The 26,391-nt window shown below is 66.1% G+C and carries 22 protein-coding genes and 1 pseudogene; 19 read left to right on the top strand and 4 right to left on the bottom strand.

The window, feature by feature from the left end; all coding sequences use genetic code 11:
- Positions 1-13: 13 nt before the first annotated feature.
- From ACF088_RS18005 to ACF088_RS17965, 9 genes are all read left to right on the top strand, one after another.
- A complete protein-coding gene (locus ACF088_RS18005) occupies positions 14-775 on the top strand; it encodes a glycosyltransferase (RefSeq protein WP_392376736.1) in 762 nt (253 codons plus the stop codon).
- Between the two features lie 122 nt (positions 776-897).
- On the top strand, positions 898-1,716 hold the full coding sequence (locus tag ACF088_RS18000) for a hypothetical protein (protein WP_392376735.1): 819 nt from the start codon (positions 898-900) through the stop codon (positions 1,714-1,716).
- Positions 1,717-1,992: 276 nt separating this feature from the next.
- Positions 1,993-2,394 carry a hypothetical protein gene (locus ACF088_RS17995; protein ID WP_392376734.1) on the top strand — a complete coding sequence of 134 codons (402 nt, stop codon included), beginning with the start codon at positions 1,993-1,995 and terminating at the stop codon, positions 2,392-2,394.
- A 166-nt stretch (positions 2,395-2,560) separates the two neighbouring features.
- Entirely contained in the window at positions 2,561-3,187 is a 627-nt protein-coding gene (locus tag ACF088_RS17990) for a hypothetical protein (protein ID WP_392376733.1), read from the top strand.
- A 104-nt stretch (positions 3,188-3,291) separates the two neighbouring features.
- Positions 3,292-3,993: a hypothetical protein gene (locus tag ACF088_RS17985; RefSeq protein WP_392376732.1), complete on the top strand. Its 702-nt coding sequence runs from the start codon at positions 3,292-3,294 to the stop codon at positions 3,991-3,993.
- 667 nt (positions 3,994-4,660) lie between these two features.
- Positions 4,661-5,350: a hypothetical protein gene (locus tag ACF088_RS17980; protein ID WP_392376929.1), complete on the top strand. Its 690-nt coding sequence runs from the start codon at positions 4,661-4,663 to the stop codon at positions 5,348-5,350.
- Positions 5,351-5,604: 254 nt separating this feature from the next.
- A complete protein-coding gene (locus ACF088_RS17975) occupies positions 5,605-5,775 on the top strand; it encodes a hypothetical protein (protein ID WP_392376731.1) in 171 nt (56 codons plus the stop codon).
- A gap of 12 nt (positions 5,776-5,787) precedes the next feature.
- Complete coding sequence (locus tag ACF088_RS17970; protein ID WP_392376730.1) at positions 5,788-6,021, top strand: hypothetical protein; 234 nt, start codon at positions 5,788-5,790, stop codon at positions 6,019-6,021.
- Between the two features lie 114 nt (positions 6,022-6,135).
- The gene (locus ACF088_RS17965) at positions 6,136-6,594 is read left to right on the top strand and encodes a hypothetical protein (RefSeq protein WP_392376729.1); all 459 of its coding nucleotides are present in this window, start codon (positions 6,136-6,138) and stop codon (positions 6,592-6,594) included.
- A 1,116-nt stretch (positions 6,595-7,710) separates the two neighbouring features.
- On the opposite strand, the gene ACF088_RS17960 is transcribed toward ACF088_RS17965, so the two are convergent.
- Positions 7,711-8,553 carry a hypothetical protein gene (locus ACF088_RS17960; RefSeq protein WP_392376728.1) on the bottom strand — a complete coding sequence of 281 codons (843 nt, stop codon included), beginning with the start codon at positions 8,551-8,553 and terminating at the stop codon, positions 7,711-7,713.
- A gap of 512 nt (positions 8,554-9,065) precedes the next feature.
- Between ACF088_RS17960 and ACF088_RS17955 the strand changes: the two genes are divergently transcribed.
- Together ACF088_RS17955 and ACF088_RS17950 are read left to right on the top strand one after the other, a co-directional pair.
- Positions 9,066-9,815, top strand: a complete 750-nt coding sequence (locus ACF088_RS17955) for a nuclease-related domain-containing protein (protein WP_392376727.1) — start codon at positions 9,066-9,068, stop codon at positions 9,813-9,815.
- Positions 9,816-9,830: 15 nt separating this feature from the next.
- The gene (locus tag ACF088_RS17950; protein ID WP_392376726.1) at positions 9,831-11,231 is read left to right on the top strand and encodes a competence protein CoiA family protein; all 1,401 of its coding nucleotides are present in this window, start codon (positions 9,831-9,833) and stop codon (positions 11,229-11,231) included.
- Positions 11,232-11,457: 226 nt separating this feature from the next.
- Here the strand turns inward: ACF088_RS17950 and ACF088_RS17945 are convergent, their stop codons facing one another.
- A complete protein-coding gene (locus tag ACF088_RS17945; protein WP_392376725.1) occupies positions 11,458-12,774 on the bottom strand; it encodes a hypothetical protein in 1,317 nt (438 codons plus the stop codon).
- Positions 12,775-13,917: 1,143 nt separating this feature from the next.
- Here ACF088_RS17945 and ACF088_RS17940 point away from each other — a divergent pair.
- The 4 genes from ACF088_RS17940 (at position 13,918) to ACF088_RS17925 (ending at position 17,795) form a co-directional block, all read left to right on the top strand.
- Positions 13,918-14,199: an HU family DNA-binding protein gene (locus ACF088_RS17940; protein WP_392376724.1), complete on the top strand. Its 282-nt coding sequence runs from the start codon at positions 13,918-13,920 to the stop codon at positions 14,197-14,199.
- A gap of 149 nt (positions 14,200-14,348) precedes the next feature.
- A complete protein-coding gene (locus ACF088_RS17935; protein WP_392376723.1) occupies positions 14,349-15,119 on the top strand; it encodes a hypothetical protein in 771 nt (256 codons plus the stop codon).
- A gap of 293 nt (positions 15,120-15,412) precedes the next feature.
- Complete coding sequence (locus tag ACF088_RS17930; RefSeq protein ID WP_392376722.1) at positions 15,413-17,224, top strand: hypothetical protein; 1,812 nt, start codon at positions 15,413-15,415, stop codon at positions 17,222-17,224.
- 22 nt (positions 17,225-17,246) lie between these two features.
- The gene (locus ACF088_RS17925) at positions 17,247-17,795 is read left to right on the top strand and encodes a hypothetical protein (RefSeq protein WP_392376721.1); all 549 of its coding nucleotides are present in this window, start codon (positions 17,247-17,249) and stop codon (positions 17,793-17,795) included.
- Between the two features lie 537 nt (positions 17,796-18,332).
- Here the strand turns inward: ACF088_RS17925 and ACF088_RS17920 are convergent.
- A complete protein-coding gene (locus ACF088_RS17920) occupies positions 18,333-18,716 on the bottom strand; it encodes a hypothetical protein (protein ID WP_392376720.1) in 384 nt (127 codons plus the stop codon).
- A 209-nt stretch (positions 18,717-18,925) separates the two neighbouring features.
- Complete coding sequence (locus tag ACF088_RS17915) at positions 18,926-20,371, bottom strand: hypothetical protein (RefSeq protein ID WP_392376719.1); 1,446 nt, start codon at positions 20,369-20,371, stop codon at positions 18,926-18,928.
- Between the two features lie 292 nt (positions 20,372-20,663).
- On the opposite strand from ACF088_RS17915, the gene ACF088_RS17910 reads away from it, so the two are divergent.
- The 4 genes and pseudogenes from ACF088_RS17910 (at position 20,664) to ACF088_RS17895 (ending at position 25,944) form a co-directional block, all read left to right on the top strand.
- Positions 20,664-21,323: a hypothetical protein gene (locus ACF088_RS17910; protein WP_392376718.1), complete on the top strand. Its 660-nt coding sequence runs from the start codon at positions 20,664-20,666 to the stop codon at positions 21,321-21,323.
- Between the two features lie 19 nt (positions 21,324-21,342).
- Positions 21,343-21,823, top strand: a pseudogene (locus ACF088_RS17905) (ribonuclease H); the annotation flags it as partial.
- 637 nt (positions 21,824-22,460) lie between these two features.
- Complete coding sequence (locus tag ACF088_RS17900; RefSeq protein WP_392376717.1) at positions 22,461-25,049, top strand: MXAN_6230/SCO0854 family RING domain-containing protein; 2,589 nt, start codon at positions 22,461-22,463, stop codon at positions 25,047-25,049.
- Positions 25,050-25,293: 244 nt separating this feature from the next.
- The gene (locus tag ACF088_RS17895) at positions 25,294-25,944 is read left to right on the top strand and encodes a hypothetical protein (protein ID WP_392376716.1); all 651 of its coding nucleotides are present in this window, start codon (positions 25,294-25,296) and stop codon (positions 25,942-25,944) included.
- The last annotated feature ends 447 nt before the right edge of the window (positions 25,945-26,391 follow it).

The following is a 26,391-nucleotide window of genomic DNA, read 5'->3' as shown; positions in this document are numbered from 1 at the left end:
CCGAAAGGCCCCTATGAAGCAGCCACGCATTGCCGTCATCACCCCAACCGGACTACGCCCCGAACGACTCAGCTACTTGATCGACCTCTACGACAGCCTCCTCGCCCAAGACATCCACTGGGAATGGATCATCGCCCCCAACGGCCGTCAGGCCGATCCCCACACGATCCCCGCAGTCATTGCCGCAGACCCACGGGTGAGGATCTGCGCACGTCCCGCCCCGGGCGCAGCCGCAGCACGAAACACATCGCTCAACCTCGTGCGCGCACCCTACGTTTGCTACGTCGACGACGACGACGTACTGCCGCTGAACTCTCTCGCCGTGCGCTACCACCGTGCGGAAGAAACCGGACTGGGCTGGGTGGCGGGCATGTCAGCCGACCTCCATAAGAGCGGCGAAACCACGATCTGGGAATGTGCCACACCACCGGGTCTGCACGAGCCCGGCGACGTATGGACCTACTGGCCCTCGCCGCAGAGCGGCAAGCCTCCCATAGGCCACACCATGCTCCTGACCCGAACGGCTATCGCAAGGGCCTATGCAGGCCACGGCGGCCTCACCAAGGGGGAGGACTACGTCTACGTCATGAGCGTCACCGGCAACGCCGCTGGTGAACTCCTTTCTGACATCACCTACCACTACCGACACCACCCCGGGCAGTGGACGAAACAGTCGCATTACAGGGACCAAGCCGAATTCGACGCCCGGCAGTTTGCATGGAACCAAGGCCAAGCCCTCCACCAGCTTCGACGGAAACCAGCCTTGACCGGCTAGGAGGTGCCCCGTCCCAAACCGCCCTCGAACCCTCTAAGGCCACGACTCAGAGGAAGTGGCACACACGCCGCCGACACATCAAAGCCGTCGGTTCATGAATAGCAAACGATGGGAGGAGAACGATGAGCGAAACGTCAATATCCGAGGTGGGCACTGAACCAGTGTCAGCCGAAGCGCCAAAACGCCCCCGATTCCTCCTTCGCGAGATGCGATCGAGTTGCGCCACGCAACGGATCTGGAAGTGGAGTTTGCCGGCCAGCGCCGGCCGCCTCCCGGATGGCCGAACCTACAATACCTGTCCATCTGCTGGCATTTGTCGCGATTTGTGCTATGCCAGGGCAGGTACGTTCCGCTTCTCCAACGTGCTCCGTTTGCACCAGAGCAACTTGCAGTACGTACTCGACGAGCCGGAGGCATGGGAGCGGCAGATGACCGCGGAACTCACCCATCGGCGGTACCGCTCGCAAGGCAGTCGAACACACGTTCGCATCCATGACAGTGGCGATTATTTTTCGGCGGAATACCTGGATGCTTGGCTGCGCATAATCCGCAGCGCCCCAGAAGTGGTGTTCTACTCATACACCAAGGAAGTTGCATTGTTCAACGAGCGAGTCCGTGAGGATCCGCCGGGGAATTTCTTCTGGCGCTTTTCCTATGGGGGTACTCAGGATGAGCTGATCGCCCCTGGGGATCTCCATGTCGACGTATTCCCCGATGAGGAGTCGTTGGCCGAAGCTGGATACACCTCTCAGGCGCCGTCAGATCTGCGCGGCGCTTACGGCCCCGAGACGCTCGGAATACCTGCGAATAACCTGCCGGCGCAAAGGAAGCGGCAAGGCGCCCAGACCTTCCGCGCGCTCCAGCGTGCAGCGAACGAACAGCGGAGTGCGCGTAGGGCGCAGCGGCGCGGTCCAGCCCCGCGGCGGCCGAAGGCGGACTGACGCCAGCGCCTCGGACCGCGATCCACCGCGGAGTCCGAGGCGCAGTCCGCACCCTGACGGGCCGCTGTAGCGGGCAAGTATTCGTCACGGCCGCATCGCGGCACGTCGGCGAGGTACTGGCAGCGACAAAGTTGCCAATCGCGGCCGCCTCAGGGTAATATCTTAAGTGTCGCTGGATAGGTGTGTTCGAGGGGCGGGGTGCGCAGCCGAGCCTCTGCCCTCGGCGCAACCACCAGCGCATGACACGCCAGCAGGTGCCAACTCAACGGGAGTTCCATGACCACGATGCCCACCGCCCGAGACATCTTCCCCTCCGGCACCCCCGGATACCGCTGTGAGGACTACAACCGCCGCCGCAAGTCCTTCATCATCGCCACGGAACTCTTCCGTGAGCACGGTGGCCGGATCTCCGAGGGAGAGATCCAGAACATGCGCCACGTGCAGATGGACCTCGCGGCGGAGAGTGCCGGAGAGCACGTGCCCGGAGGCCCCGAGACGCGGAACATGATCCGCGAGGAGCTGCGCAGGCTCGGCGGCCTGCCGGCGAAGACAGACCAGCGTCTGCACGCCGAGGGCGGCGCCATCGCCCATCCCTCGAGCGGCCTCGACCTCGACCAGATCACCGCCCTGCTGTCCCGGGGGACCCCGGTCGTCCTGGTGCCGGTGCGGGCCGAGTAGCGGCGAAGCGGGGCGCTGGCAACAGCGCCCCGCACCCTCTCAGAATGCCCAGAGCGGTACCACGCCGACCGGCAAGCGTGCCCACTTGGACATCGTGTCCGACCAAGCGCTCCCAAGCCTGTCCGTGGTGCCATGCAGAACGCCACGAACCTAGGAGGGACTACCTGTGATCGCCGAACCCTTTGAACCGCTCGACGAGCGGCCGCAGGACATTCTCACGCGACTCCGCCAGGCCAGGCTCGTCGAACGCGCAGGCCAGCCGCTCCCAGCCCCAGCACAGGTGGCTCTGCGCAACGCGGCAATCGCGGAGAAGATCTGGATGCTGCGCCGCTGGGATCGTCACGACGACGTAGTGACGCCTCATTTCACTGAGGAGTCCGCTCTGGCTGATCTCGCCGCGTATGTGGATCTGGCCTGGAACAACGCCGCTGGCATGGATGGCGGTTCGAGCGCACCGCCTACCGACGCTCGCGAAGCCGTCCTGCTCTACTACGGCCCGGACCGCGACCTCATGGAGGATGAGGGGTACGAGCTGTACGAGACGGAGATAGCCGGACGGGACGGCACCGTCTTCGCCCCGCAGGACAGCCCCGCCCGTCCGTCGCTGATCAGCGACGCCTGCCAGCGCTGCGGTGGGACCGGCTTCCTCGCCCTGGCCACCGAGTGGGCCAACGCCCCCGCGCTCTGCACCGACTGTCACGAGGCGCTGGACACCCAGCAGGCCCGAGACGGCCACCAGTGCCTCGATGGTTGCCCGCGGCCTGCCGACCACACCGGTCTCTGCATTCCCTGAACGCCCATTTGGCACCCCGGGCGCAGATGATGCGCATTCGCCGCCACCCACCCGACCGAACACACCGAAGGCGAGGATGCTGCCCCTGAGGCAGTCGAGAAGAGATGGAACACAAGAACCTCATCGGCCACGACGGAGTCGTCCACGAGGGTCTGCTCAACGGCCACACCGGGTTCCTGGTTGACGTGACCTGCGACGCGGGTCGGTTCGCGGTCGTCCACCCGTACGAGAAGCTCGATCCGGCCCGCGTCACCGAGACCCCACTGTCCTGCCCCGCATGCGCCGCCGCGAACGCACCCGCCGCCGGACCACTACACCGCGGGCACCTGGCCCACCAGTACGCCGAGGACGTACTCGCCCTTGCAGACAGCCGCGGATACCCGCCCGCAGGGGACGACGAGGGGCTGCGGCTGGCCTTCGTAGCACTCGGGGAGAAGGTACCGCCCTCCCGACGCCTCTACCCGCTGATCAGGGAGCACCTGACCGACATGCTGACCGAACGTGCCCTGGCCGTGCCAGAAGGAGTCCCGCAGGTCCTGGTGCCCTACACGCGGTACACCGGCGGCACGGTCCAGGCTCCGGCCGGCCCCGGCGACCGCCTCATGAGCGACGGTGTGGCCAGCGGGCACTTTCCCATCGTCCGGGTCGAAGCGGTCGAGGAATCCCCGACCGGAATCATCGTCACCGTCCGCGAGAAGGGCTGGCACCCGTTCACGTGGCCCGCACACGAGCTCGGACGGTGCTTCTTCAAACTCGACCGAGCGCCACATTGCCCGCAGGCGCGGGCGAGCGATCACCAGCCTTGACGGCCGCCCGGCCCTTCGACACCAACCGCTGAAGGCCGACTCCTTCCTCCGCTGCGTCTGCCTCTGACCCGCAGATGCACACGCTGAGATAGCCCCGCACCGGACACAGTGCAACCACCTCGTCCACAGGCTCTTCACGACGCACCATTCACCGTGGGCGCCCCCTCCCGGCCGCCGACATTGAACCCGCACCCCGACCGCGGCAGGACTTGGCCCCGGTTCTCACCAGGGCTCGTCGGACGTGACTCGCGACGGCCAAGGTGTTGCGCCCTGAAGTCGGCGCGCCGGGCACGACTCTCATGCACTCACGCGTCCACGCTGCACGACTCGCAGCGGTCATCGACACGGCGCGTCCCGTCGCGGTAAGCGGGCTCACCAAACTCGGTGCCGCGCAAAGAGACCTCACAGCCCGAGCCATGTTCGAGCGGAGCGGCTACGCGCCGCGCGACGCCGGCTGAATCGCAGCCTGTCTGCGGCCACCGCCAGCGAGCGGCCGCGGCCACGCCGAAGCCCCGCGCGGCCGAACCAACACCCCTGTTTTCCAATCCTTCCTGGAGAGACTATTTCCGTCATCGCACCAGCGCAGCCCACCCCGGCGGCACCACCTCTGCCGACGTTCTGGCTAGGCATCCACCGTCCGCACTGGCTCAAGGAGAGCCGCGTGCCGATGTTCGTGTCGAACCGCCAGCTTTCCCGCGTCAAGACCTTGCCGAGAGCCCTTGGCCCATGGGCACTCGACAGCGGCGGCTTCACCGAGATCACCAAGTTCGGCGAATGGCGCACCAGCCCCCAGCAGTACGTACAGCAGATCCGCCGGTACAAGGACGAGGTCGGCCGACTGGCCTGGGCCAGTCAGCAAGATCTCATGTGCGAGGAGCAGGCGCTGCGCATGACCGGCCTCTCGATCGAGCAGCACCAGGACCTCACTGTCGCGAACCTGGTGACGCTGCGCGAGCTCGCACCCGATCTTCCGATCATCCCGGTCGTCCAGGGATGGCTCCGCCCCCACTACGCCCGATGTGTGGAGAAGTTCGCTGCGGCCGGCATCGACCTGGCCGAGGAGCCCCTCGTCGGTGTGGGCAGCATCTGCCGCCGTCCCAGCACCATGGTGTCGAGCTGGATCTTAGAAGACCTGCACTCCATGGGCTTGAGACTGCACGCCTTCGGCTACAAGCGGACCGGACTCGCCGTCTCGTGGCGTCACGTCGCATCCGCCGACAGTATGGCGTGGTCAAAGGGCGGGCGCTACGAACGCACCTGCGGCACACACAAGAGCGAGGCCAACTGCCTTCCCTACGCGTTGCGCTGGCGCGAAGACCTGCTGGGCCACCTGGCTGATGACCGGGAGGGGACGTGAACAGGATGCCGGTCGTGCCGAGCGTCGGGGAACTGTGGGAGACCGCGGCTGGCGAGCCCAGGGGCGGTGTGCCGAGGTGGTGGCACGCGTCGGAAGGCGGCTACCGCAGGGGTTGCTGGTGAGGCACTACTACTCCAGGCCCTTCCCACACGGTTCCGCTTCGGCCTGTTCGACCTCGGAGCCGGCGCCGCCTGGTTGTGCGGGGTCGTCTCGTTCGCCGATTGTGAAACGGTGCCCGGGTCACCGGCCCAGACGTGCAGGTCCATGTCCTCGACCCCGGTCGCGCTGAAGCCGATCACGAATGGTTCACCGGCCACCTCCAGCACGACGGTTCCGTCCTCGTCGCGGTCCGATCAGAGAACGCCCTGCTCGCTGAGAGCTACCACGACAGCCAGTACTGCGCGCACGTCGAGTGCGACGGCTGACCCCTCACACCGGTGAAGGACCACTTGCCCGAATCCTTCCGTTCCAGCAGCCCTGCCGAGCTCGACACCGCGAAACTCAAGATCGTCAGCATTCACATCCGCTACGCCCGGGCCCGGGTCGGCCGGTGGATCTACGACGGCAAGGTCACCTCGCCTGAGGGCGAGTCACCGTACTTCTCCTACACCGACCGCCGGGGTCGCGACATAACCACGACCCGCTTCACCCCCCTTGAACTGAAGGAGTAAGCCCTGAGCGCCATCACCATCCGCTACGGAAGAGACAGCTTCGGAGTATGCACTCGCGCCTTCGCCGTCGAGGGCGCACCCGGCGGACTCGCCGCCATCCCGACCGGCCACCTCATGCTGCTGGAGCAGGACACCCTGGGGCTGGCCGTCGGCCACTACCAGGCCGGCTACTACCAGGGCAGCAGCGACAGCGGTGAACGCAGCTTGTACCCCGTCACGGAGGCCGAGGCAGCGTCCATCGAGGCGGAGGGGGCGACGCTCTACACGGCAACTGCCGCCCCGGGCTGGCCCCACCCCTTCGCCGTCGCCGTGGAGGGTATGCGCCTGCGCGACGTGCGCGAGTTTCTGGCTCAGCACACGGACTTGCCGGACGACGCCCTCGTCGTGATCAGCCCCGCAGACCATCACTCCGAGGGCGACCACTCCCCTGCAATGCCGGGTCTCGAGGCGGGCGCGTATGTACCAGCGATGAGCGACCGTGGCAACTACGGCAAGTTCTGGCACCCGGAGTGGTCCGACGAACCCCGACCCGACAACAGCATTCCCGCCGTTCAGCTGTCCCCGTCCGCCTGAACACCGCTGCCTCACTCGGCCGTCGGCCGGGTGAGGCAGCGCGAAGTTCAAGAAGGAGGCTTCGCCATGACGCGTCTCCCGCGTGTACTCGATGACCGGGGCGGGTGGATTCATCTGGATCTCGACGGCGTGTTCTTCGCCGTGGACAGCGATTCTCGCCGGGTCTGCTGGTCCGACCTCGCAGGCCCCAGCCTGTGGGGCCTGCCGGGCATGCGCCACGAGCGCGCTTCCGGCCTACCTCGATCCGCCGCCCTGCGGGCTGCTCAACGACGGCTGGCTCGCTTTTCACGAGGACGGCGTACACCTGGAGCTCACGGCCGCCGGCCGTGAGGTGCTGGCGGAATACAACCGACGTGTCGCTGCTGAACGTGAGCTGTCTGTGACGCTGATCCGCAATCCGCTGCGTGGCGAACTGCACGACCCGTCCGAGCCGGTCCGGATCCTGCGTGTCCCGTCCGGCGACGAGGAGATCCGTCCCGGCGAGACCGTGGCGGACCCAGTCGGCCGGCCTGCCACCTACGTCGGTCCGACGATGTCCAGTTCCGATGGCGGTGTGACCTGGACGCCGGGCTTCGAGGCCCGCGTGTGGTACGCCGATCATGGCGGGTGCCTCTACCCGCCGGCGGCGATCGGTGCCGCCTACGAAGCGGAGCCGACCAGTCGGCCTCAGGGTCCTCGTCAGGGAGCGGGCCGGCGGGCGGCGCCGCGGCGTCTCCAGGAACACCCGCGCCGCCTCCGACACCCCTGGGCGCCCGTCAGACGACCGCGGCCAGGACCTGGCGGACGTGGACGTCGCTGGTCCGCTGCTTCTACCATTCCCCGTGATCTGCCGGTCGGGGCGACGGGCGGCCCGGCCGCCACGGCGTCCTTGAACCGCAGCCGCAGCACGAGGGCGTTGCTCCAGTACGTCGCTGCTCAGCCCCGGCCCCTGCGTGGCCAACGCGGTGATCAGCGCCCGGAAGTCCACCGGCCCGGGACTGTCCCGTCCTGCTGTCTGTTGTGCTGATCGGCATCGGCTGTTCATCCTGATTGAGGGCGGTGCCTTCCGCCTGTAGGGCGTGGCGTGGAGGGGCGGCGGCACCCGCCAGGATGCCGCCGCCGGCGCTGCCGGTAGCTCTACACCACAGCATAAAGGCCCCTGCCGGGCCGGGTGGGTCGGGTTGCCGCCGTGCTCCGTGCAGCTCGGTCGAGCGTATTGCGGAGAGACTCGATTTGCCCCTTCGTGGCCCCACGGCCCAGGGCCTCATTAATCTCAGCCACTGGCAGTGGCGACTCGGAGTTCCTCAGAACTTCAAGTGCCTTGTCCAGCAGAGTGCCAGGCTTCTGATCGGCCTGTGACCGCCTACCCGCAGTCTTGGCCACGGTGGTCTTCTTTGCCGCAGTCTTGGCTACGGTGGTCTTCTTTGCCGCAGCCTTAGCCGGAGCCTTCTTCTTCGCGGAAGACTTGGCAGGAAGGCTCTTGTTCGCCGCCGACTTCTTGGTAGCCGTGCTGCGCGCCCCAGTCTTCTTCCGCGGCGCCCGTTCGGCCGCTGCCCTCTCACCAGCGGGCTTCTCAGGTGCCACCACAGTGGGCTTCCCGCTGTCAGCTGGCTCACTGGCCGGCGACTCATCCCGCGGACCGGGCAAGGACGCCACTGCACCCTCGGTGCCCAGCACACCCTGATCCGGGGTGCTGTCGGGCTCTGGCTCGGTGGCGACGCTGCCCGCCTGCTCTGAAACCAGTTCCGCTACGGCGGAGGCAGTCGGCGAGATGTGCACACCCTCCTCACCAGCACTGAGAACGCCCACTCCGGTAAGAGCCCGAAGATGCCTGAGCGCCTCGCGAGCCGATTCGAGTTCTTGACTCACCGCGTGCAGATCTGACTTCAACTGCTTCTCACACTCTTCGAGTCGTGGCACCGCGCTCTCTAGATGTGCGATGGACTCACTGAGCACAGGGGCATGAGCGGTGTCGACCATGGGGAGGCTCCATTCCCATACGAAAGTAGGTGATCAGTGACCGTACGCCCTTTCCCCGCGACAGTCACCGTCTGCCCCCAGGCATGACGCTTACGAGCGGAATTTCGGCAACCCGAGCGCCTTCCAACATCGTCTCCTCAATGCCCTCTGCCGCGCACACCAACTTGGGCAGACACGCTGCTCAGTTGTGGCCGGACGCCGTAGATTGCGAGCCCACCGTGCGGAATGTGCAGGTGGCGGCGCTTCTGGCTACCGCAGTTCGCGAGTTGCTGGTCAGCATAGTTCGCGAACGATGTGCTCGTTGGGTGTCAGCGACGGTGCGAATCCGCAGCTCACCGGGGGCCAGCGCGTATAGCCGGGGAGCCGCAGGCTTCGGTGTCTGTTCGAAAACTGCGCTGTCCAATCAGATCAGTTGAGTGCACATCCCCGCCAGTCGCAACGGCTTCTGTCCACAGCCCCCTCCGCGGAACATCGCGATCTCAACTCCTCGAACAACCAGAGGGAGAATCGCGATGCCCAAGAGGGCCTCGAAGCGCCGCAGCGGCGCCGGCGCAAGCGCTCAGGCGATGGCGGACACCATCCGCTCCGCCGAGCGTCGCAGACAACACCGAACTGCGATATGGGTCTTGCCATCCGCCACGATCCCCTCGGTAGGCGCGGGATGGCTCACGGCTGCGGTCACCGACTGGTACGCCGGCGCCGCGGTCATCGCTGTTCTCGCTGCACTGGTGCTGCGCCGCATCTACCGCAGCAAGGGGAGTTCCTGGGCCACCGGTGCGGCCGGTGAGCGCCGTACTCGCCGAATCCTCATTCCACTCGTCTGGACCAGCTTCGGGCGATGGGTCGTGCTCCATGACCGTCAGATACCCCGGTCCAGAGCAAACCTCGACCACTTGATCTTCGGACAATGTGGCCCGGTTTACGTAGATACGAAAACTTGGAAATCGAGAACATCCAAGGTGCGTCTCGACGACCGTGGCCGCCTTTGGTACGGACGATACTCCCAGCAAGGCACCCTCGACACCGTCAACTGGGAAGCAGAACGAGCCGCACAGGCACTCGGCCACCCCGTGCAGCGCGTGGTCGCCGTTCACTACGCCGATATACCGCCCGGCGGACTCGTCAGCGCCGGCGTCACCATCGTGCAGGGCACCGAACTACGACGCCACCTCCGCTCCCTACCGAAGGAGCCTGGCTGGAACCGGAGCCGGATCCGCAAAACAGCCCTCCTCGCCGACCAGCAGCTGCGCCCCGCAGCCTGACCGAGAGGACCAGCCATGGCATTCACCGCCCTCCACCCCAACGTCGGACGAATAGACGCGACCCTCCCTGCCCGGGCCGACGGCCTCACCTGGGCACAGCTTCACCGAACCCGCCCGCGGGTACCCCTGACCTGCCCTGACTGCGCGTGGACGATGCACGCGCGTCTGTCACCGCGCAAACTGCGCTACTTTGCCCACGACCCCGGCCGGCCCGGGAACTGCGCATTGACCGGAGAATCGCTCGCGCACCATCTCATCAAGCTGGTGGTCGCCAGCGCGGTCCGTACCGCCGGCTGGCACGCCGAACTCGAAGTACGTGCCCCCGACGGCTCCTGGCGAGCAGACGTTCTGGCCACCTCCCCGGACGGCTCAAGCCGCACGGCATGGGAAGCCCAGCTCTCACACAGCACGCAAGAACAGCTCTGGGCCCGCACGCGCCAATACAACGATGCAGGCATCGTTGTCTGCTGGGTGACCGATCGCGACACCGCGCCGTGGATGGGGGCCCTTCCCTCAGCCCGCCTGCGTCCAGGAGACCACCACGAGCCTTGGACAGTCGATGACGGCCCCGCCGACTTCTCCTACACACATGCACGCTGGACCACCGCCCCACTCACGCTGGAGCGATTTGTGGACCAGGTCAACCGCCGAATGCTCACCTCCCAGCCGATCCTCGATCACTACGGCCTCGTCCGTCGTACCAGTGACAACCAGCAGGTGCGACGCCACCGGCTCTGGACATCGGCGGACGCCATCCGCAACCAGGACCGGCATGAAGCATCGCGCCGCGCTGAGGAAAAGCAGGCAAAGGAAAAGGAAGGGCAGCGCCATGCGCTCGAAGCCGAAATGCGTAGAAACAGAGACGCCGGCAGGGTGACGGCCCGTGCGTCTCGTGAAGCCGAAGCCGAACGCTGGCGAACCGCACAGGAAGCACAAGCGCGGCAACGAGAAGAGGAGAGGGCAGGGCGACAGCGTCAGCAGCGACTCGCTGCTGAACAACGCCGCGTCCAGCAACTCGAGAACAAGCAGCGCGGTCGGCGCTGGTGGCGCGTACTGACCGATCGCCAGCTGCACGACTTCATGAACGCTGTCGCGCACCATCTCGATCAGAGGGGCGTACGACCTCACATTCCTACTCGCGAGATGCACGACCACCCCGAACTCGGCTACGGGATCCCGGTCTTCGCCCTCGGACGCTACCCCCACCTGCACGGCATCGTCCGCCCCTGCCCGGACCTCGTCGCCGACACACCGCAGCTGAGATCCGGGACCAGGAGGATCTATGTGCGCAACGCTTCAGAGGCAGGGCACTTGGCTGATGCCGGCGTGGAAGCAGTCCGGATCCAACACTTCGACCTACCTGACCACGACCAGCCAGCACCGGCAGAGAAATGGCGCAGCCATCGAGTGACCTAGCGACCCTGACGACGTGGCTCCACCCAGCCAACGTGGGCAACCGCCGGTGCACCTCGCCCGGGCAACGGCTCCGGTCACCCCCGCAGAGCGGGAGTGACCGGAGCGACCGGTGGCTGCTTCCCGGGCGACCATCCTCAGTGAAGCAGGACGCGTAGTCAGCGCTGCGACGTCGGAAACGGCGAAGGACATCCGTCTGTTATTCCGCCCGCCAGCCAGAAGCCCCGTCTCAGGCCGCCCTGCGCAGCGCTTCGACAGGGGGCCGAAGCTCGATAACCGGCGCCAATAGCTCGTCGCTGGGTGCAGCAAGAAGATCGACGTAGCGACGCTCGCGCATTCGGTGCCGCCGGAGGGCGGAGGAGAGCGTTGCCTCACGGTGGCGGAGGCGGTCCAGCTCCTCACGCGCGGCCGCGAGCCTCGATGCGGCGGTCTGCTTCCCCGCAGCGATACGTAGAGCCTCCTGATCACGGCGCGCGAGATAGTGCAGAGCTAGTGCTCGAAGCACGGCGGAGGCGCGGCGGGCGGTCGCTGCCGGTGCAGAGGTGTGGCGGCTTGGACCAAGACGAACAAGGGCGGGCAGTGAGCCGGGGGAGGTGGCAGTGATGTTCCTTGTGCTCAAACTTCTGTGGATCCACCCTCCGCTCAACCGGACGCCGTTCACCACGGGCTCTTGGGTACAGTCGCGGAACCAGCGGGAGTCCGTCGGTCGGCCGTAGGAGATGTAGATGCCACGCGGGATCGGCTCCGAGCCGTAGATGTCGGGGCCAACGGTGAACGTACCCCTCACCCTGCCGCCTTCGACCGAGTAAACGACGCGGCCGGGAAGGGTGTTGACCTCCACTTCACGAACGCTCAACACGCCCAATGGCGAGCCGTCCCGGCCCACGAAGCTAAGCCGGACCATGTCCGGCGTGGCCGCCTGGACGGGGGGCTGGCGCCGCCGCATCAAGCCAGTCACCTGATTGATGCGGCGGCGGGCTGCTGCCCGATCTTCGCGGACGGCTTCCAGCTCGCCCTCCAGCCTCTTGATCTGGCTCCGCTCATGGGCCACGTTATTGCTGGCTGCGTATCGAGCGGCGGCCAGAAGCAAGTCGGTCTTGTTTCTGAGACGACTCCAGTGCTTCACGACGGCTACGACGATGGCTGCGGCCAGGGCGCGGGCGCCGTCGGGGATGCGACGAGTGATCCCGTTCTCGCGCAGGACCCTGGCGTCGGACGAGAGGAAGTAGCTGCCCCGGGAGACACTGCGCGGCGTGATCGAGTCGGTGAACCCGTGGATACGCGCATTGCGGATGACCGGCTCGTCGGTGCGGGGAATGTAGAAGCCGACGTTCTCGACACCGTCGCCGAACTGGACGCGTACGGTTTTGGGGGTCGTCGGCCCTCCGTAGGGGGTTTCGGGTATGACTACAAGGGACCCCCTGGCATACGGAGCACGAAACCTGTACCGGGTGCGACCGTGGTCGAGGAAGGCGACCTCAATGGTCAAGGTGCCGAAACCATGCAACGGCAACTTAGACGTCCCATCGCTGTACTTCACGGACATGGATCTCCCTTCCGGAGTGGGAGGAGCTCGAACTCTTGTGGCCAGACGGGCTCCCGCGGCTCGCCAACGTGTCCGGGGTGAGGCGCATCATCCCCATCACGCGTGTGCACTCTGTTGCGTTGCGGCGACAGAGCCGTTCGCACCCCACAGGACTCGCTACGGGGCCGCGGCCCCGGCCCGAGGGGGCGTTCGGGCCAGGGCCGGCGGGCAGCTGGAAACCACAGCCGCCTGAGCGCCTGAAGAATCTCCGAGCCCTACGTTTCGAAGATGTGGTGTGGGCAGGGACTCTGCCCAAGGAGCCAGTGTTGAGGTTTGCGCTGGCCCCTCGCATCCCGCGGCAAGGTCAGCATCGGGGGGAGTGACCCGCGCAACGACAGGTGGAGAAGGGAGACACGGAGCGAAGCATGAGAACCCTCCACTCCTCGCAAACAACGTAGACACCTAAGATATTACATAGAGGGTTGGTGTGCGTCAAGGTTGCTCGCCGGTTGACGGTTTCGCGGCGGGGTAGGGGTGGTGGCGACGAAGTGTGTGACCACTATGATTTTACATCGCGCCAGTCCGCGATAAGATTGATGTGTTGAGCAGGGCGGCCTCACGGGAGTGAGGCCATTCCTGCTGTCATGGGTGACGGAGGTATATTCCGTTGCCTGTTGGAAGTTGGCCTGAGGGGCGTGAAACTTTGCATCGCAGTAAGCCGCGCAACGCCAGGATCGCCCAGGTGCTTCCCCTTGTAGGCGCTGTCGCGTTCGTGGTGGCGGCTCTGGGGTGGCGTTCGGGCTCTGTGGTCACCTTCGTTCTCGGTGTGACGGTGACGCTCTGCGCCACCGGATGGCTGGCCTATGAAGGCTGGCGCGTCCGTAGTCGAGCGGGACGATAGCTACTTCCACCGCTTTGAGGCAGGTTGCGCAGTCGATGCTCAAACGCCTGCTGGCCGGGTGGGGGTGGACACCCTCCTCCGCGCTGCGGGGGCGCCCTTGCGCTGGTGCTCCAAGCAGCCGGCAGGCGCGACTGCGGGCATTACTTCAGGGACTACCCACTGGAACCTGTGGGCGCCTCTGGATTACGGCACGTGACAGCCCCTCTGGAAGCATTTCCTAATTCCCGATGAATCGCCATGGCGTGAGCGAAAAGGAGATAAGCATGAACCGAAGTGAACTGGTGGCCGCTCTCGCGAGCCGCGCGGAGGTGTCGCGAAAGGACGTCGACGCGGTGCTGTCGGCCTTCGCCCTCGTGGCCGGTGAGGTCGTCGCCAAGGGTGACGAGAAGATCTCCATCCCCGGCTTCCTGGGCTTTGAGCGGACCAGTCGTTCCGCCCGAACCGCGCGCAACCCGCAGACCGGTGAGCCCATCCAGATCCCGGCCGGCTACGGCGTGAAGGTCTCCGCGGGCTCCAAGCTCAAGGCGGCCGCCAAGGGCAAGTAGCCGCATTTGATGTGAGATGACGTGTTGGGGCGGCCCGAGGGCCGCCCCAACCGCGTTTTCAGGTTCAGGTCCACGTAGGTGCCTTGACTTCAAAACGTAAGGACATATCTGGTGACACCTGGTAATATCTGGTGCGACGTGGAGGTGTCATGAACGAAGCCCTCGATGCCCTCGAGCGGGAGATGACGCAACTGAGAGCCTTGGCGCGCACAGCGAATGCCAACCGGAACATCCCACTCGTAAGGGACACATGTGAGCAACTACGCCTCGCCGAGGATGCCTGGCACAAGAGACTTGGACAGCCGCCCAGCCAGAAGCCGGCCCCGACCGAGTTGCCGTCGCTCCTGACCGCCAAGGAGCAACTGCGCCGAGTTCTGCAACTGATCGGCGTCCCAGCAGTGCTGAGGACGATCCGACCCGTGAACCGCGCATTCTTTGAATCGGATCTGCCCTGGCCGCGCCTCGCCAGCCTGCGCCGGGACGAGGAGCGGAGATACACCACCGCGTCAGGCGCCCAGAGCTACATCTGCCCGGCCTTGCACGCGAAGTCCTTCACACCTGTGCGAGGCTTCTACGCACTCAGCGACTGGCCTCTCGAACAGCGCCTCCTCGCTCCGCACTCGGAGCGAAGAGACTTCCTCACCATGGCCACCCGGATCGCTTCAGACCAGCGAAGCGACACACCATCTGTCCAGGAGTTCCTGCGGCACATGGCACGTGAAATCCCAGGAGCCCTTCCAAACAGCCGCCGACCCATCGGCCCCGCACTCATCCAGCTTGCCGAGCACGAACTGCGCACGGTGGCACCGAACGACCAAGCGGAGCGGACGGTTGCTGCCCGCACAGCCCGCCAGGAACTCGCCCCGTTCCAACAGATTTTCGGAGTACGCCCGCAACCGACCTCCCACACACCGAGTTGAGCTGACCAGAAAGGAAAAGCGAAACGATGTCGGAAGTACGTCTGGGAGGCTGCGCCGGCTGCACTGGCAGCGTCCGGCCCGGCTACAACCTCGTCCGGGAAGAGCAGAGTGACGGCACATGGGCGGCCCACTGGAAACGCTGTCGCCACATGTGCACACCACAGTCGCGAGCGGAGGAGATCCGTAGGCAGGAGCTCGAACGCGAACAGCAAAACACTGCAACCGAACCCCCAGCGGCCACCCCTGTACCTGCCCGCCCTGAACCGCCACGCCACCCCGCTGCAGCCCGGCCCGTGGCCCCGTACCGCGGACGTACACCTGCCACGCCCCGCACCGCTGTCCCTTCGCGCTCCACCGGTACCTCGAAGTCGACCACTGCGGCCGCCAAGCCCAGCCGCTGGCCGGCGGTCGGCCTCGACATCACCGATGACGGCTGGACACTGGACATCGACCAGGTGCCGCCCCCCGCAGGAGGAAAGCTCAGCGACTGGTTCTCCTGGCTGGGCACCGGGCTGCCTCTCCGCGTCGAGCGCGTGCACGACGCCGGCCGGAACGGCGACGGCATCGTGTGCCTGTCGGCAGCCGCAGTGAAGAAACTCGGACTGCCAGCCGAGCTGCCCAAGACCGACAAGGCCCGCGCGCAGCTCCACAAGAAACTCCTCGCCGCGGCAGCCAGCGTCGGCATGGAACTGTCCGAAGAACTCGGCCCCACCGTCCATGTCTTCCGCCGAAAGGGCGCCGCGGGCGGCCCGAGAACCTCCCTCCGCATCGTGATCACCCCCTGGCTGGGCCAAGGCACAGAGAAGCAGAAGGTCACCAACGAGCAAGCCGCCCGCATGGCCCGCCACCCCTCCGGAGAGCCCGACGCCTTCACCCTCGCACGGCGGACCCGCGTCTTCGTGTCCGACCTCGGGATCGCACCGGGCTCAACGCCAGCAACCACCGGGATGCTGCTCCTCGACGCGGTTCGCCCCCGAGTCCAGTGGGTCAAAGACGACGAGACCGGTGAATGGGAGCCCCAGAAACGCGAAGGCGCACTCCCTTCCGGCGACACCACCATCCCCCCGGCCGCCGGCGTACGCCACCCCCTCACCCGCGCCCTGGCGGACAAAGGCGAAGGGGTGTGCCAGGAAGAGGACTACAAGTTCTGGGCCCGCTTCCCGACCGAAGCCGAGGCGGCGCTGCCGTACACCGCTGTCGTCGACACCTGTGCCTCCTACCTGTCGGTCACCGAAACTCTGAGGCTCCCCGCCGGCCCGCTGGAGTACTGCAGCAACCCTGCCTGGGATCCGAAGACCGCCGGGCTGTGGTGGGCCGACTTCACGGGCCTGGAAGTCGACGAACTGCTCCCACACCCGGCCACATTTCACGGCGAAGCCCCTCTAGGGCCGGACTGGTATGCGACGGGCACCGTCAACTACATGGTCACCGAATACGGATACGACCCATCCGGCATCACCGATGCGTACCTGTCCACCCACACCGTGCCGCTCCTCAAAGAATGGACCGGGCGGCTGCGCGCGGCCTACAAACGGGCCTACGCAGACCTGGGCCTCTACGACGGACAGGACCCGCAAGAGTTCCTTGACGCATACGCCGTCCACAAGCAAACCGGTGATGACCTGGAGAAGGCCGATGCTCTGCTCCTTGCCACCCTCTACAAGCAGGTCTACAAGGGCGGCATCGGAAAGTGGACGGACCGCGCACGTGCTATCGCAGATGACGAGGAATGGCTGGAGAAGGTCGTCGCCACCTGGCACTACCGGCCCGAACTACGCTTCATCATCGTCGCAGCGGCCCGCATCGCGGCACACCGGCGCATGCGCAAGACGCTGAAGCTCACCGGCCGAGCCCCATTCGCGGTGAATGTCGACGCCTGGTTCTACGCGACGGAAGCGCCCTCGCCTCTGGAGCTACTGGCTTTCGGTGACAACGACAAGCCTGTACCAGGAACCCTGCGCTTGGGGATCGCACCAGGGTCCGCCAAGCACGAATCGAGCATCCCCATGGGCGCTGTCATCGAGGCGATGAACAACCGCGAACACCCATCCCGCCTCACCCACGACTACGGCACAGACGGCAAGCCTGTGGAACAGGCAGCCTGACAACCAAGGAGAAGCCGCAGCCATGACCAGTGAGGACGCCCAGGGATTCGTCGCACGAGTCCGGGAGAGCTTCTTCCGCCGACAAGCTCCTGTACGAACCACCACGCAGACAGCTCACGTACTGGAGCGCAAATACGGCGGCAACCGCCAGGCGATAGCCGCCGTCTACGGAGTCACGCCGACGACCGTCGGCCGATGGCTCAAGGGCACTCGCACCCCCCGCGGCGAACACGCCGAACAACTTCGGCGAGAAGCCGCTGAAGTCCAGACAACGCAGCGCGGCCGCGAGCGGCGCGCCAGACAGGTAAAGACAAGCGAAATCGGAACCAACGCCGAGGTAAGCCGCACCACGAGCTTCGACATCCGGGGATCCAACGCTGTTCGCTCCAGCTACGTGCCCCTCCGTCTGACCGCCGACGAAGTCGCCAAGCTCATCCGCAGCGAATCAGAAAACGAGGCACGGGAGATCATCGGAACGGCGATCGCGCACTACTTCAACGGGGGTGGGGGCTACGCCGGCTTCGCTTGGAACGACTTCGACTTCGATCCGGCGGACTTCCGCTTGAAGTGACCAACCGCTCTGTACCCGGCTGGCATTGGATACCACAGCGTGTGACGCAATCCCTGTCGTACGGGGCTCGTCGCGGCATCCCAGTGGAGCTGCCGGGAGGGGGGAGTGGGACTACAGGAATTTGCCCATGCGAGCATGCCATGCCGACGGCCCGCTCCGGGGTGGGAGACGGGCCATCAGGAACGAACCGGCAGCGCGGGCGGCACGGCGGCCCGCGGGGGCGGCTAGCCGAAGTCGCTGAGCCGGTCGCGCAGGAACGGGACTCGGACCCCAGTGGGTTGTCCCGTCTGAGGGCCTTGGCGGACGAGTTCCGTCAGGAGTTCGTCGGTGCTCAGGCCCCGGCGCACGACCGACTCGCCCACCAGGCCGCCGTGGCCTTCAGCGGCTGCCGCGAACGCGGCCGGGTGGGACGCCCGGGCCTACGGCCCGGACCACGCGGTCATGCTGGAACGGGTCCATCTCGTCACGAACGACGGCCGCATCCGGCTCCGCCTCCAGAGACCAGCACGGGTGTGCACGAAGCGTCCCATCGGGCGTTCACGGCTGGACAGAGGTGCCAGCCTGGACCTGACGGACGATGCCCGCCATCTGCATCCAGCGAAAGCCGTGCCGGGCCAAGCTGATCACCATGGCTTCGCCGAGCGGTGCGATTTCAGGGTGCCGCTCGGCCAGTCCGCGGGCCTCTTCGGGCGTGAGCTCGCGGCCCAGCTGCCATTCCTGCGGCGCCCTTTGGCGCTCGGTGGCGTACCTGTCCAGCCCCTGAACGGCCCTGGCCAATTCGAGGGCCGGGATCTGGCCCTCCTCCATCGCCTTGACCGTCTCCCAGACGGTCACGTGCTGCCCCGGCTGGTGCGATTCGACGACCTTCGCGGCCAGCACGCGGATGTTGGCCAGTGCCTCGTTCACATCGAGCGTCTTCATCATCAACCTCCTATCGGTGGTGCCCGAGACCTCGGCGGGCGAGCACCAGGTAGCGAGTAGGGTAGCGACCTAGCTGCAACGGGCCCTGATAGAACTCAGATCAGCGCGAGGACCGGAGCTCGTGAGGACGGCAGTGGCCGCCACGGTCAGGTCGACGGCGACGCCGAGCGGATGGTGGTTGCCGAGCGTGATCCGCGCTAGGACGATCGTCAGCTTGGCTCGGCAGCCGTGCACCCCACCTGGAGGCTGACCACGCGCCGTGTCCGAGTGTTGGTGCTTCCGCATGTGGCCACGTTCCAGCCGGCATCGCGAAAGACCTCCTCCAACTGCGCGAAGGCCAGATTGCGGACCTCACGAACCGCGGGAACCTGGGAGCGCGTCAGGCACCTCTCACCTGACCGCCCACCCATGATCCACTCAACGGTCAGGGAGCTGCCGCTGCTCCAGACCAGTGCTCCCTGTGAGCCGTCCGACCCGAACTCGGCGTCCCAACTCCAAAGCGGACGGATCTTGTCGGGGAGGACAGCCATAGTGATTCCGGCCTCGCGCACGACGCGCAGCGCCGCTAGGACCATAGGGTCAGCGGCATCCCGCGGCAGACAACCGACGGCTGCGCCCTGGTGACTGCCGAGGGGGTGGGACCAGAGCTGCCGGACGCGCAGGGCCAAGGAGGCGAGTGTGCTTGTGCATGTGGCCGCGACGGCTGCTGCCTCCATGGCCACAACGAGGTGTTCCGACGCGTCCTCAAACCGACCGTGGGCGCGTGCGGCGACGAAGTACTGCGCGGCTCGGCGCACGAGCGGCGCGAGGGCTTCAACGGACTCCTGAGTCTTCCCAAGATCGTCCATAGCAGATCGGAAGTCCGCCTCGACCGCGTCGCGTTGGAGCCGCAGGGTGGTGCCGCCGGGGCCATATGGCACCCAGCCCTCCTTTGCGGTGCCATCCATGGCGCCGCACCAGTACTGTCGCATGGCTCGGCCGAAAGGGTCTGTGAAGTCCTCGGCGGGGCGTAGAACCCGGGCGCGACGCCCGTCGCCACAGCCTCGCACCAGGACGTCGTTGACCTTCAGGTCTTCGAAGGCGACCTGCTCAGTGTCCTCGGGGTGCTGTGATGGGCCATGGCTGGCCGTGGTGCCCGCAGCGACATGGTCAGCAGGCTGAGCCGGCGGACGGGAACTGCCAGCGGAAGTGGCTAGCCTCCCCACATCGCGGCGCAGATCCCGGGGCAGGCACACCTTGTGGAATACCCGACTCATCGACCGGTAAGTGGTGTAAGAGACGGTCACCCTGACTCGGGCGATCTTGGTGACCAGGCCACAGCGCCAATGGCCGCGGGCAAGGACCCACACGATGTCGCCCTCCGTTACCTGGCCGATCTCGGAGAGGCCGGATGGGCTACGTCGGCCGTCGATCAGTTCAACCAGTCGGGGCAGGATCTGAAGGTCTTCTGCACGCTGGTCGATCAGGCTGCGTGCTTTATGCACGAGAGCTGAGGGGCTGCCCTTCCGGGGCACTACCTTGCCGTCGATGAAGAGTCTGTAGGCCGGGTGCTCTGCTGAAGTCGATGACGCCGCGTCACCGGGGATGCGGGTGATGGTGATCTCGTGTCCTGCGTAGTGCTCCTGCTTGACAGGTTGTTTCTCAGCGTTCTGCAAGCGCCCTCCTTCGTTTATGTAACAAGGTCAACTTTACTCCTAAATTGACTCGAAGGCAAATGTTAAGGGTCGTAGCTCCTGTGTCGCGATTGACGAAGGATGAGGGGCGTGAGACGGCAAACAGTGCCGCAGAAATGGATGTGCAGGGCTGCGTCGAACCTGCATTCCCACTCCATGCGAGGCGGCGGGGCGGGATTCGGGAGCCTGCCTGCTGTCCACAGGGACGGCTCCCTACGCTCCTCAAACGCTCGGTGCAGAGGCTGGCCGGGCCACCAATGGACAAAGGAGCCTGATGACATCCATGCCAACATCCCCGTCACTGCGTCGGGCATTTGAAAGCAGCCGCGAACGCCTGCACGAAAGCTGGCCTGCCGACGCGGTGAGGAGCCTATGGCACGCGGCCCCGGGAGCTGGCGGATTCGCGATCAAGGCTATGGGCGCGGTCGCTCCTTTCGTGTTCCTCTACACGTGCCTCACCTTGACCGTCGGTTGCGTCAAGGCGGCAACCGGAAGTACCCACACTGGCTTGCTGGCCACCGTCACGACTCCGGTCGGCCACTACTTGCTGGACCACACAGGCGCGGCCGGCCTGCCACTCACTGCGGGAGCTGCCTATGCCCTCTGGCAGATTCTGGGCATGGCCTCCTTCCCGCTGGCTGTCTACCGCAGCAACGCAGCCCGTGTGGTCTGGCTTCTCTGGGGAGCGCTCACCGTCGCCATGGTCTGGGCGGGGGCACCTGCCGCGGGCCGGACAGTTGCAGCCGGTGTCACCTTGCTGGGCTTTGCAGTCTGCTCGGCTGCGGCTCTGCGCGGGCTACGCATCCGCCGGCCGGTGGCGCCCATCGGCGACTCAGTTCGCTCGGAAGGCAACCGGACAGAACTTCACCTCCACTACGCACATTCCACGCTCGGCCCGTATCGAGTGAGCCGCGACGGCATCCACCTGAACTGATCTCCAGAAGGAACGGGCCATGACGCAACGAATGATCGCTGCTTGCGACGGCGCATCGAAAGGCAACCCGGGCCCGGCTGCCTGGGCTTGGGTCACCGCAAGCTCCGACGGGTCCATCAACCGCTGGGAGGCAGGACCGCTTGGGGCTGCAACGAACAATGTGGCCGAACTGAGCGCCCTTCTGCACTTGTTGGAATCCGTCGACCCAGCGACCCCGATCGAGGTCCGGATGGACTCCCAGTATGCGATAAACGCGGCCACCGTCTGGCTGCCCGGATGGCGCCGAAGAGGTTGGACGACTTCCGCAGGATCCCCGGTGGCCAACCGTGACCTCGTGATGCGCATCGACCAGCTGCTCAGCGGCCGGGACGTCACGTTTGTCCACGTGCGAGCTCACCAAGTCGACGGCGATCCGTACAACGCCGCTGCGGACAGAGCAGCGAGTCAGGCCGCACGTGCGCAACGGCCGGCCGGCACTTCTCGAGGATCCGCCCCTCCTGTCGGAAAGGCCACTCGCTCCCGAGTCAAGGGGGCCAGCGGCCGTGGCCTTGCGAGGCGAGGGAAAACTGCAAAGAGAGATGCTCGGGGCGCTGCCGCTGGGGGCATCCGGCAGTTCTCTGCGGACCCAACAGGGACTCTACTAGACGACACTGAAAAGTTGACATGCCGCTGAAGAGGCAGTAAATTCATTCCTGTTGGAGCGGCTGTTGGCAGATCCACAGCGCCACTGGGGTTCAACAGTGGCGATGCCACGGGCCGCAATTCCGATGCGGTTGCGAACCGCAGCTTGTACTCTCGGATCGCGGGGCGGCTCCGAAGCGTGCTTCCTTCTCAAACTCTCTGGTAAAAGAATCGAGCGCGCTCACTTTCCGCCCCGCACCTGAAAGCCAGACAGCCTGCGGATCTCAGCCGAGCAGATCCGGACGCGCACCGTGCAGACGCTCCGCCCGCGCCCCAACAGCGGCGAGTTGGCTGGGACAGAGGTTCTCCGCGGCGCGCACGGCAACAACGAGAAGCCGCCTCCGCTTTTCCTCGGAACAGGCGCGAAGGCACTCCCGTCTCCGCCGCTAGCCGCGTAACAACTTCCCCCCAGCCAGCAACATGCTGTCCTGCATCACTGGGCAGAGAGGAACGGCAATGACGACCAAGACCGTCTCGGACACCACGCGCAGCCACTGCACCCTCCCCGCGGTGCTCCTGGCCCGTCGCGGCTCCGTCTACTTGCCCTCCTCAACCGGCCGGCCCACCCTGGAAACCCAGGCTGGCGTCGCACTGCTGGAGGCCGAGCTGCTGGAGCGCGGCTACTTGCTCTCGGCCGGGCTCCGCCAGGTCCTGACTGAACTGGACGCCGACACGCTCACCGCCCAGGGCCGTGCTCTGCTTGCGGACATCGACAATGCACTGGGCGCTGACCGAGACCATACTCCCCTGTTCCGAGGTTTCCCGGAGACCACCCCGAACGACACCCTCGCGTTCTACGCAGAGCGTGTCCTGACGGTGCTCCTCCAGGCACCGAATCAGCCGTGCGTCCTGTGCGGCACGGAGAACTCTGTGCAGGCCGTTTCCCCGTGCGCACACCTGATTTGCCACACTTGCTTCGACGGCACGGACTTCTCCGCGTGCCCGATCTGCCACCGCAAGCTCGACGCCGACGAGCCGTTCCTGCGCCCCCAGCGGGCGCAGCCTTCGTCCCGTGCCGGCCGTGCCCTGCCGACCCGGCTGCGAGTCCTGTCCCACGGCGGCGACTACACAGCCCGCTCGGGCGACGCCGGCCACGAGCTGGATGCTCTCCTCTCGCGCAATGGCGCGCTGAGCCCGCAGGACGCCGACGATCTGGCAGTTCTTCTGGAAACCCGCGACCAAACCGACCTGGCCTGGCTGCCCTCGGAAATACCCGGCCGCGAGATCAAGGCCATCGTGTTGTCCTGGCTCCTTGCCGACTCCACCGTCTACGAGGTGACGCTGCCGGCGCTCTCCAGCCGGCTCACCACGGCGACCGACATCCTGCGCCTGCTCGCCGTCCGCTCCGGCGGCGACGCCGGCCTGGTCGACATGCCGCGCCTGACCGCGGTGCCGCGGCCCCTTCGTCGCGCTCTCCTCTCCGTCCTTGACAACCTCTCCCCGGCCCTTGCCGCCGAGGACATGCACCGCCACCCGGTAGCTTGGAAGCGCGCTGCCGAACGACTGCACCCCTTCGAGTACGCAACCCGCTATCCCAACGCGGCGCTCATCATCGCCGCGCTGCGCGAATTCCGCCTCACCTCGGACAGCTTCTCCCAGCAACTTCGCAACACCGCACAGAACCTGCCAGCCGTCACCGCAACCACGAAGATCACCCTTCCGCTGTGGGCCTCAAAGGTGGAGACCGCGCTGGCCAACAACGACATCGCCGCGGCCGTACCCCTTCTCGCTCAGCGTCCCGGCGAACTGCTGCGCCGACTCGACCACCTGCTGCGCCTGACGCAGACGCACGAAGACGGCGCCAACGACGTCTTGTCCGCCGTGGAGAAGGCCCTTGGTCATGTATCTCCGGCCGTCCTGCTGTCGGCCCTCGGAGAGATCCGCACCCGGGCGCGCAAGGGCGCCGACCGTGTCTACTTCCCCAAGGGCGGAGCAAAGGCCCACATCGTCGACGACGAGCGACCGCCACTGTCGGCTCACCTGGTCGACCGCGCGGTCCGCATCATGACGGACGAAGTGCTGCGCCGTACGTCCCAACTCCCGCCGGTCGATACGGCGGTCATCGACGCGGCGCTCGACGGGGTGATCGCACCGTTCGCGGAGCGTTCGTTCTCCCGGGCCCTGATGACCCTGCCGCGCGGCAGCGAGCTGGCCGTGCCCGCGGGGCAGACAGTGCGCCTCTTCCTCCACTGGATGGAGAGCGACACCTCCGGCCGCACGGACCTGGACCTGTCGACCGCCCTGTTCAGCTCGGACTGGAGCCATGTCGGGACCTGCGACTGGACCAACCTGCGATATGAGCGCAATGCGGCCGTCCACTCGGGCGACCTGACGAGCGCCCCGGCGCCTCGCGGTGCCAGCGAATTCGTCGATCTCGACTTGGGCAAGCTGGCCGCCGCAGGAGTCCGGTATGTGATTGCCAGCGTCTTCTCGTACAACAACGTCGCGTTCGACGACCTCGACGAGGCATTCGCCGGACTCATGGTTCGAGACGACACCGCCGAGGACGAAGACGCTTTCGATCCGCGCCAGGTCGAACAGCGCTTCGACCTTACTGGGCGAGCCCGAGCCAGCGTGCCGATGGTCATCGACGTCGTAGGTCGCACCATGCGGTGGCTCGACGTTGTCCAGGCCGTCACCGGAACCAACCATGCCGTGCACCGCCACGCCAACACCCTGGCGACCCTCGGGGCCGGACTCACGGGGCTATTCGCCTCCGGTGCCCGCGTCAGCCTCGGCGAGCTCGCCACCTGGCAGGCGTCGGGCCGCGCGAACACCGTCGCCATCCGGCACATCGATGATTCCGTGAGTGTGTACCAGCGGCGCACGGATGAAGCCGTGGCAGCCTTCGCGGCACGAATCGGCACCCCCGAGGTCGACCGCGACACGGACGTGGACATCAACGAGGCCCAGCTGGCATACGTCCTGCGTGGAGACCTCAGCCTGCCCAGCGGTAGCGAGGCTTTCGCCCTCTACCCGGGCGCTCTGGACGCCGGCCGGGTCAACCTCCTTGCTGCTTCCGATCTCCTCAACGCCCTGGCATAGCGTCCCGTCCGTCCGGCCCACCTCACCCCACCTCTGTTCCGGTCGCGCATCGGCCGAACTCAGACTGCGCGAATCTGGCTCGCTGTGGTTGCAAAACCAGCCCCCGCAGACGGCCCAGCCCCATGCAGGCCCCCTTCTACAGCAGAGTGCTGCCGAAGGGGGCCTGAGGAGTTCCACCAACTAACCCCCAATTTTGGTCACTTCTGTCCCTCCTACTGAGATCCGGAAGGTTAGCCTGTTTCACATGTCACACCGTCGTATCGCGATCCCAGCAGCCCTGTTGGCCGCCCTCGCACTCAGCTCCTGCTCCACAAGCGGGGGAGGCAGCGCAGAACAAGGTGAAGGGGATAAACCCCTGACAAAGTCATTCAGTCAGGGGGAGATCACCCAAGCCATCCCCGCCGGTGGGGACGCCCCGGCCGGCTACCAACTCAGTGACCTGGGGAAGGGCTCGCCGGGCACCGCCGATGACTGCAGCCGAACCGAAGGCGAATCCCCACGAGGGTGGAAGAGAGGGGGCGACACCAGCTACTACTACAACGGGTCGTCCGCATCACGGATGATGGACCTCAACATCTGTCAGTTCGACACCCCCGAAAACGCGAAGAATGCCTACCAGTCATGGGCCCATCGACCGGACCTGACAAAGCAAGGCGTGAAGGAAAAGGTCGGCGAGGAATCTACCTACCTCGTCCACAACAAGACCGGGAGCGCATACGCCTACACGCGCTCGGGCAGCGTCAACATCGAAGTCAAGATTGAGGACTCCGGAGGAGATGGCACCGACTCCCACGACATGCTTGCCGCCACCCTGAAGCGCCTGCAGCAAGTACAGGCCGGCAAGCGCCCCACTGCCACCGCCGCCGATGAATCGGCAAAGGCGGAAGACCAATAGGCAGCACACGCCATAGCCGGCCTTCCATGAACGCTCCGCCTTCCGGACGGCGTCAGCTGACACCACCGTCCTCTGAAGCAGCACGGAGCTAGCCCCTCCCGCGCGGACTCGAGCGGAGTCCACGCGGGAGGGCCCGCGGCTGGATGAAACATCCCAGTGCGATGCACCCACCGTGATTCGGAGCGCAGGTTGCGGATCTCCTGATGTTGGCCCGCAGGACTGAGGGAGATCGCTCTCGCCGATCACCTGCCACGCCGGAAATGACCGCCTCGCACACCTGCGCAGGTACCGAGCGGAGCTTAGGGTGCGACCTCCAAAGACGGCTTGCAGTGCCGGCATCCGGCCTCAAGGCCACTGCTAGGCATGTCGAACTCGACCCGCGGCCGCTCGGTGCGCGGGGCGGCACCTCACCAGGCCGCACACGGACACGGGGCGAGACGTGGTCAA

Source organism: Streptomyces sp. NPDC015125 (assembly GCF_043080045.1).
Classification (GTDB): domain Bacteria; phylum Actinomycetota; class Actinomycetes; order Streptomycetales; family Streptomycetaceae; genus Streptomyces.
The sequence above is the reverse complement of the archived record's forward strand: the minus strand, read 5'-3'. Positions and strand labels throughout refer to the sequence as shown.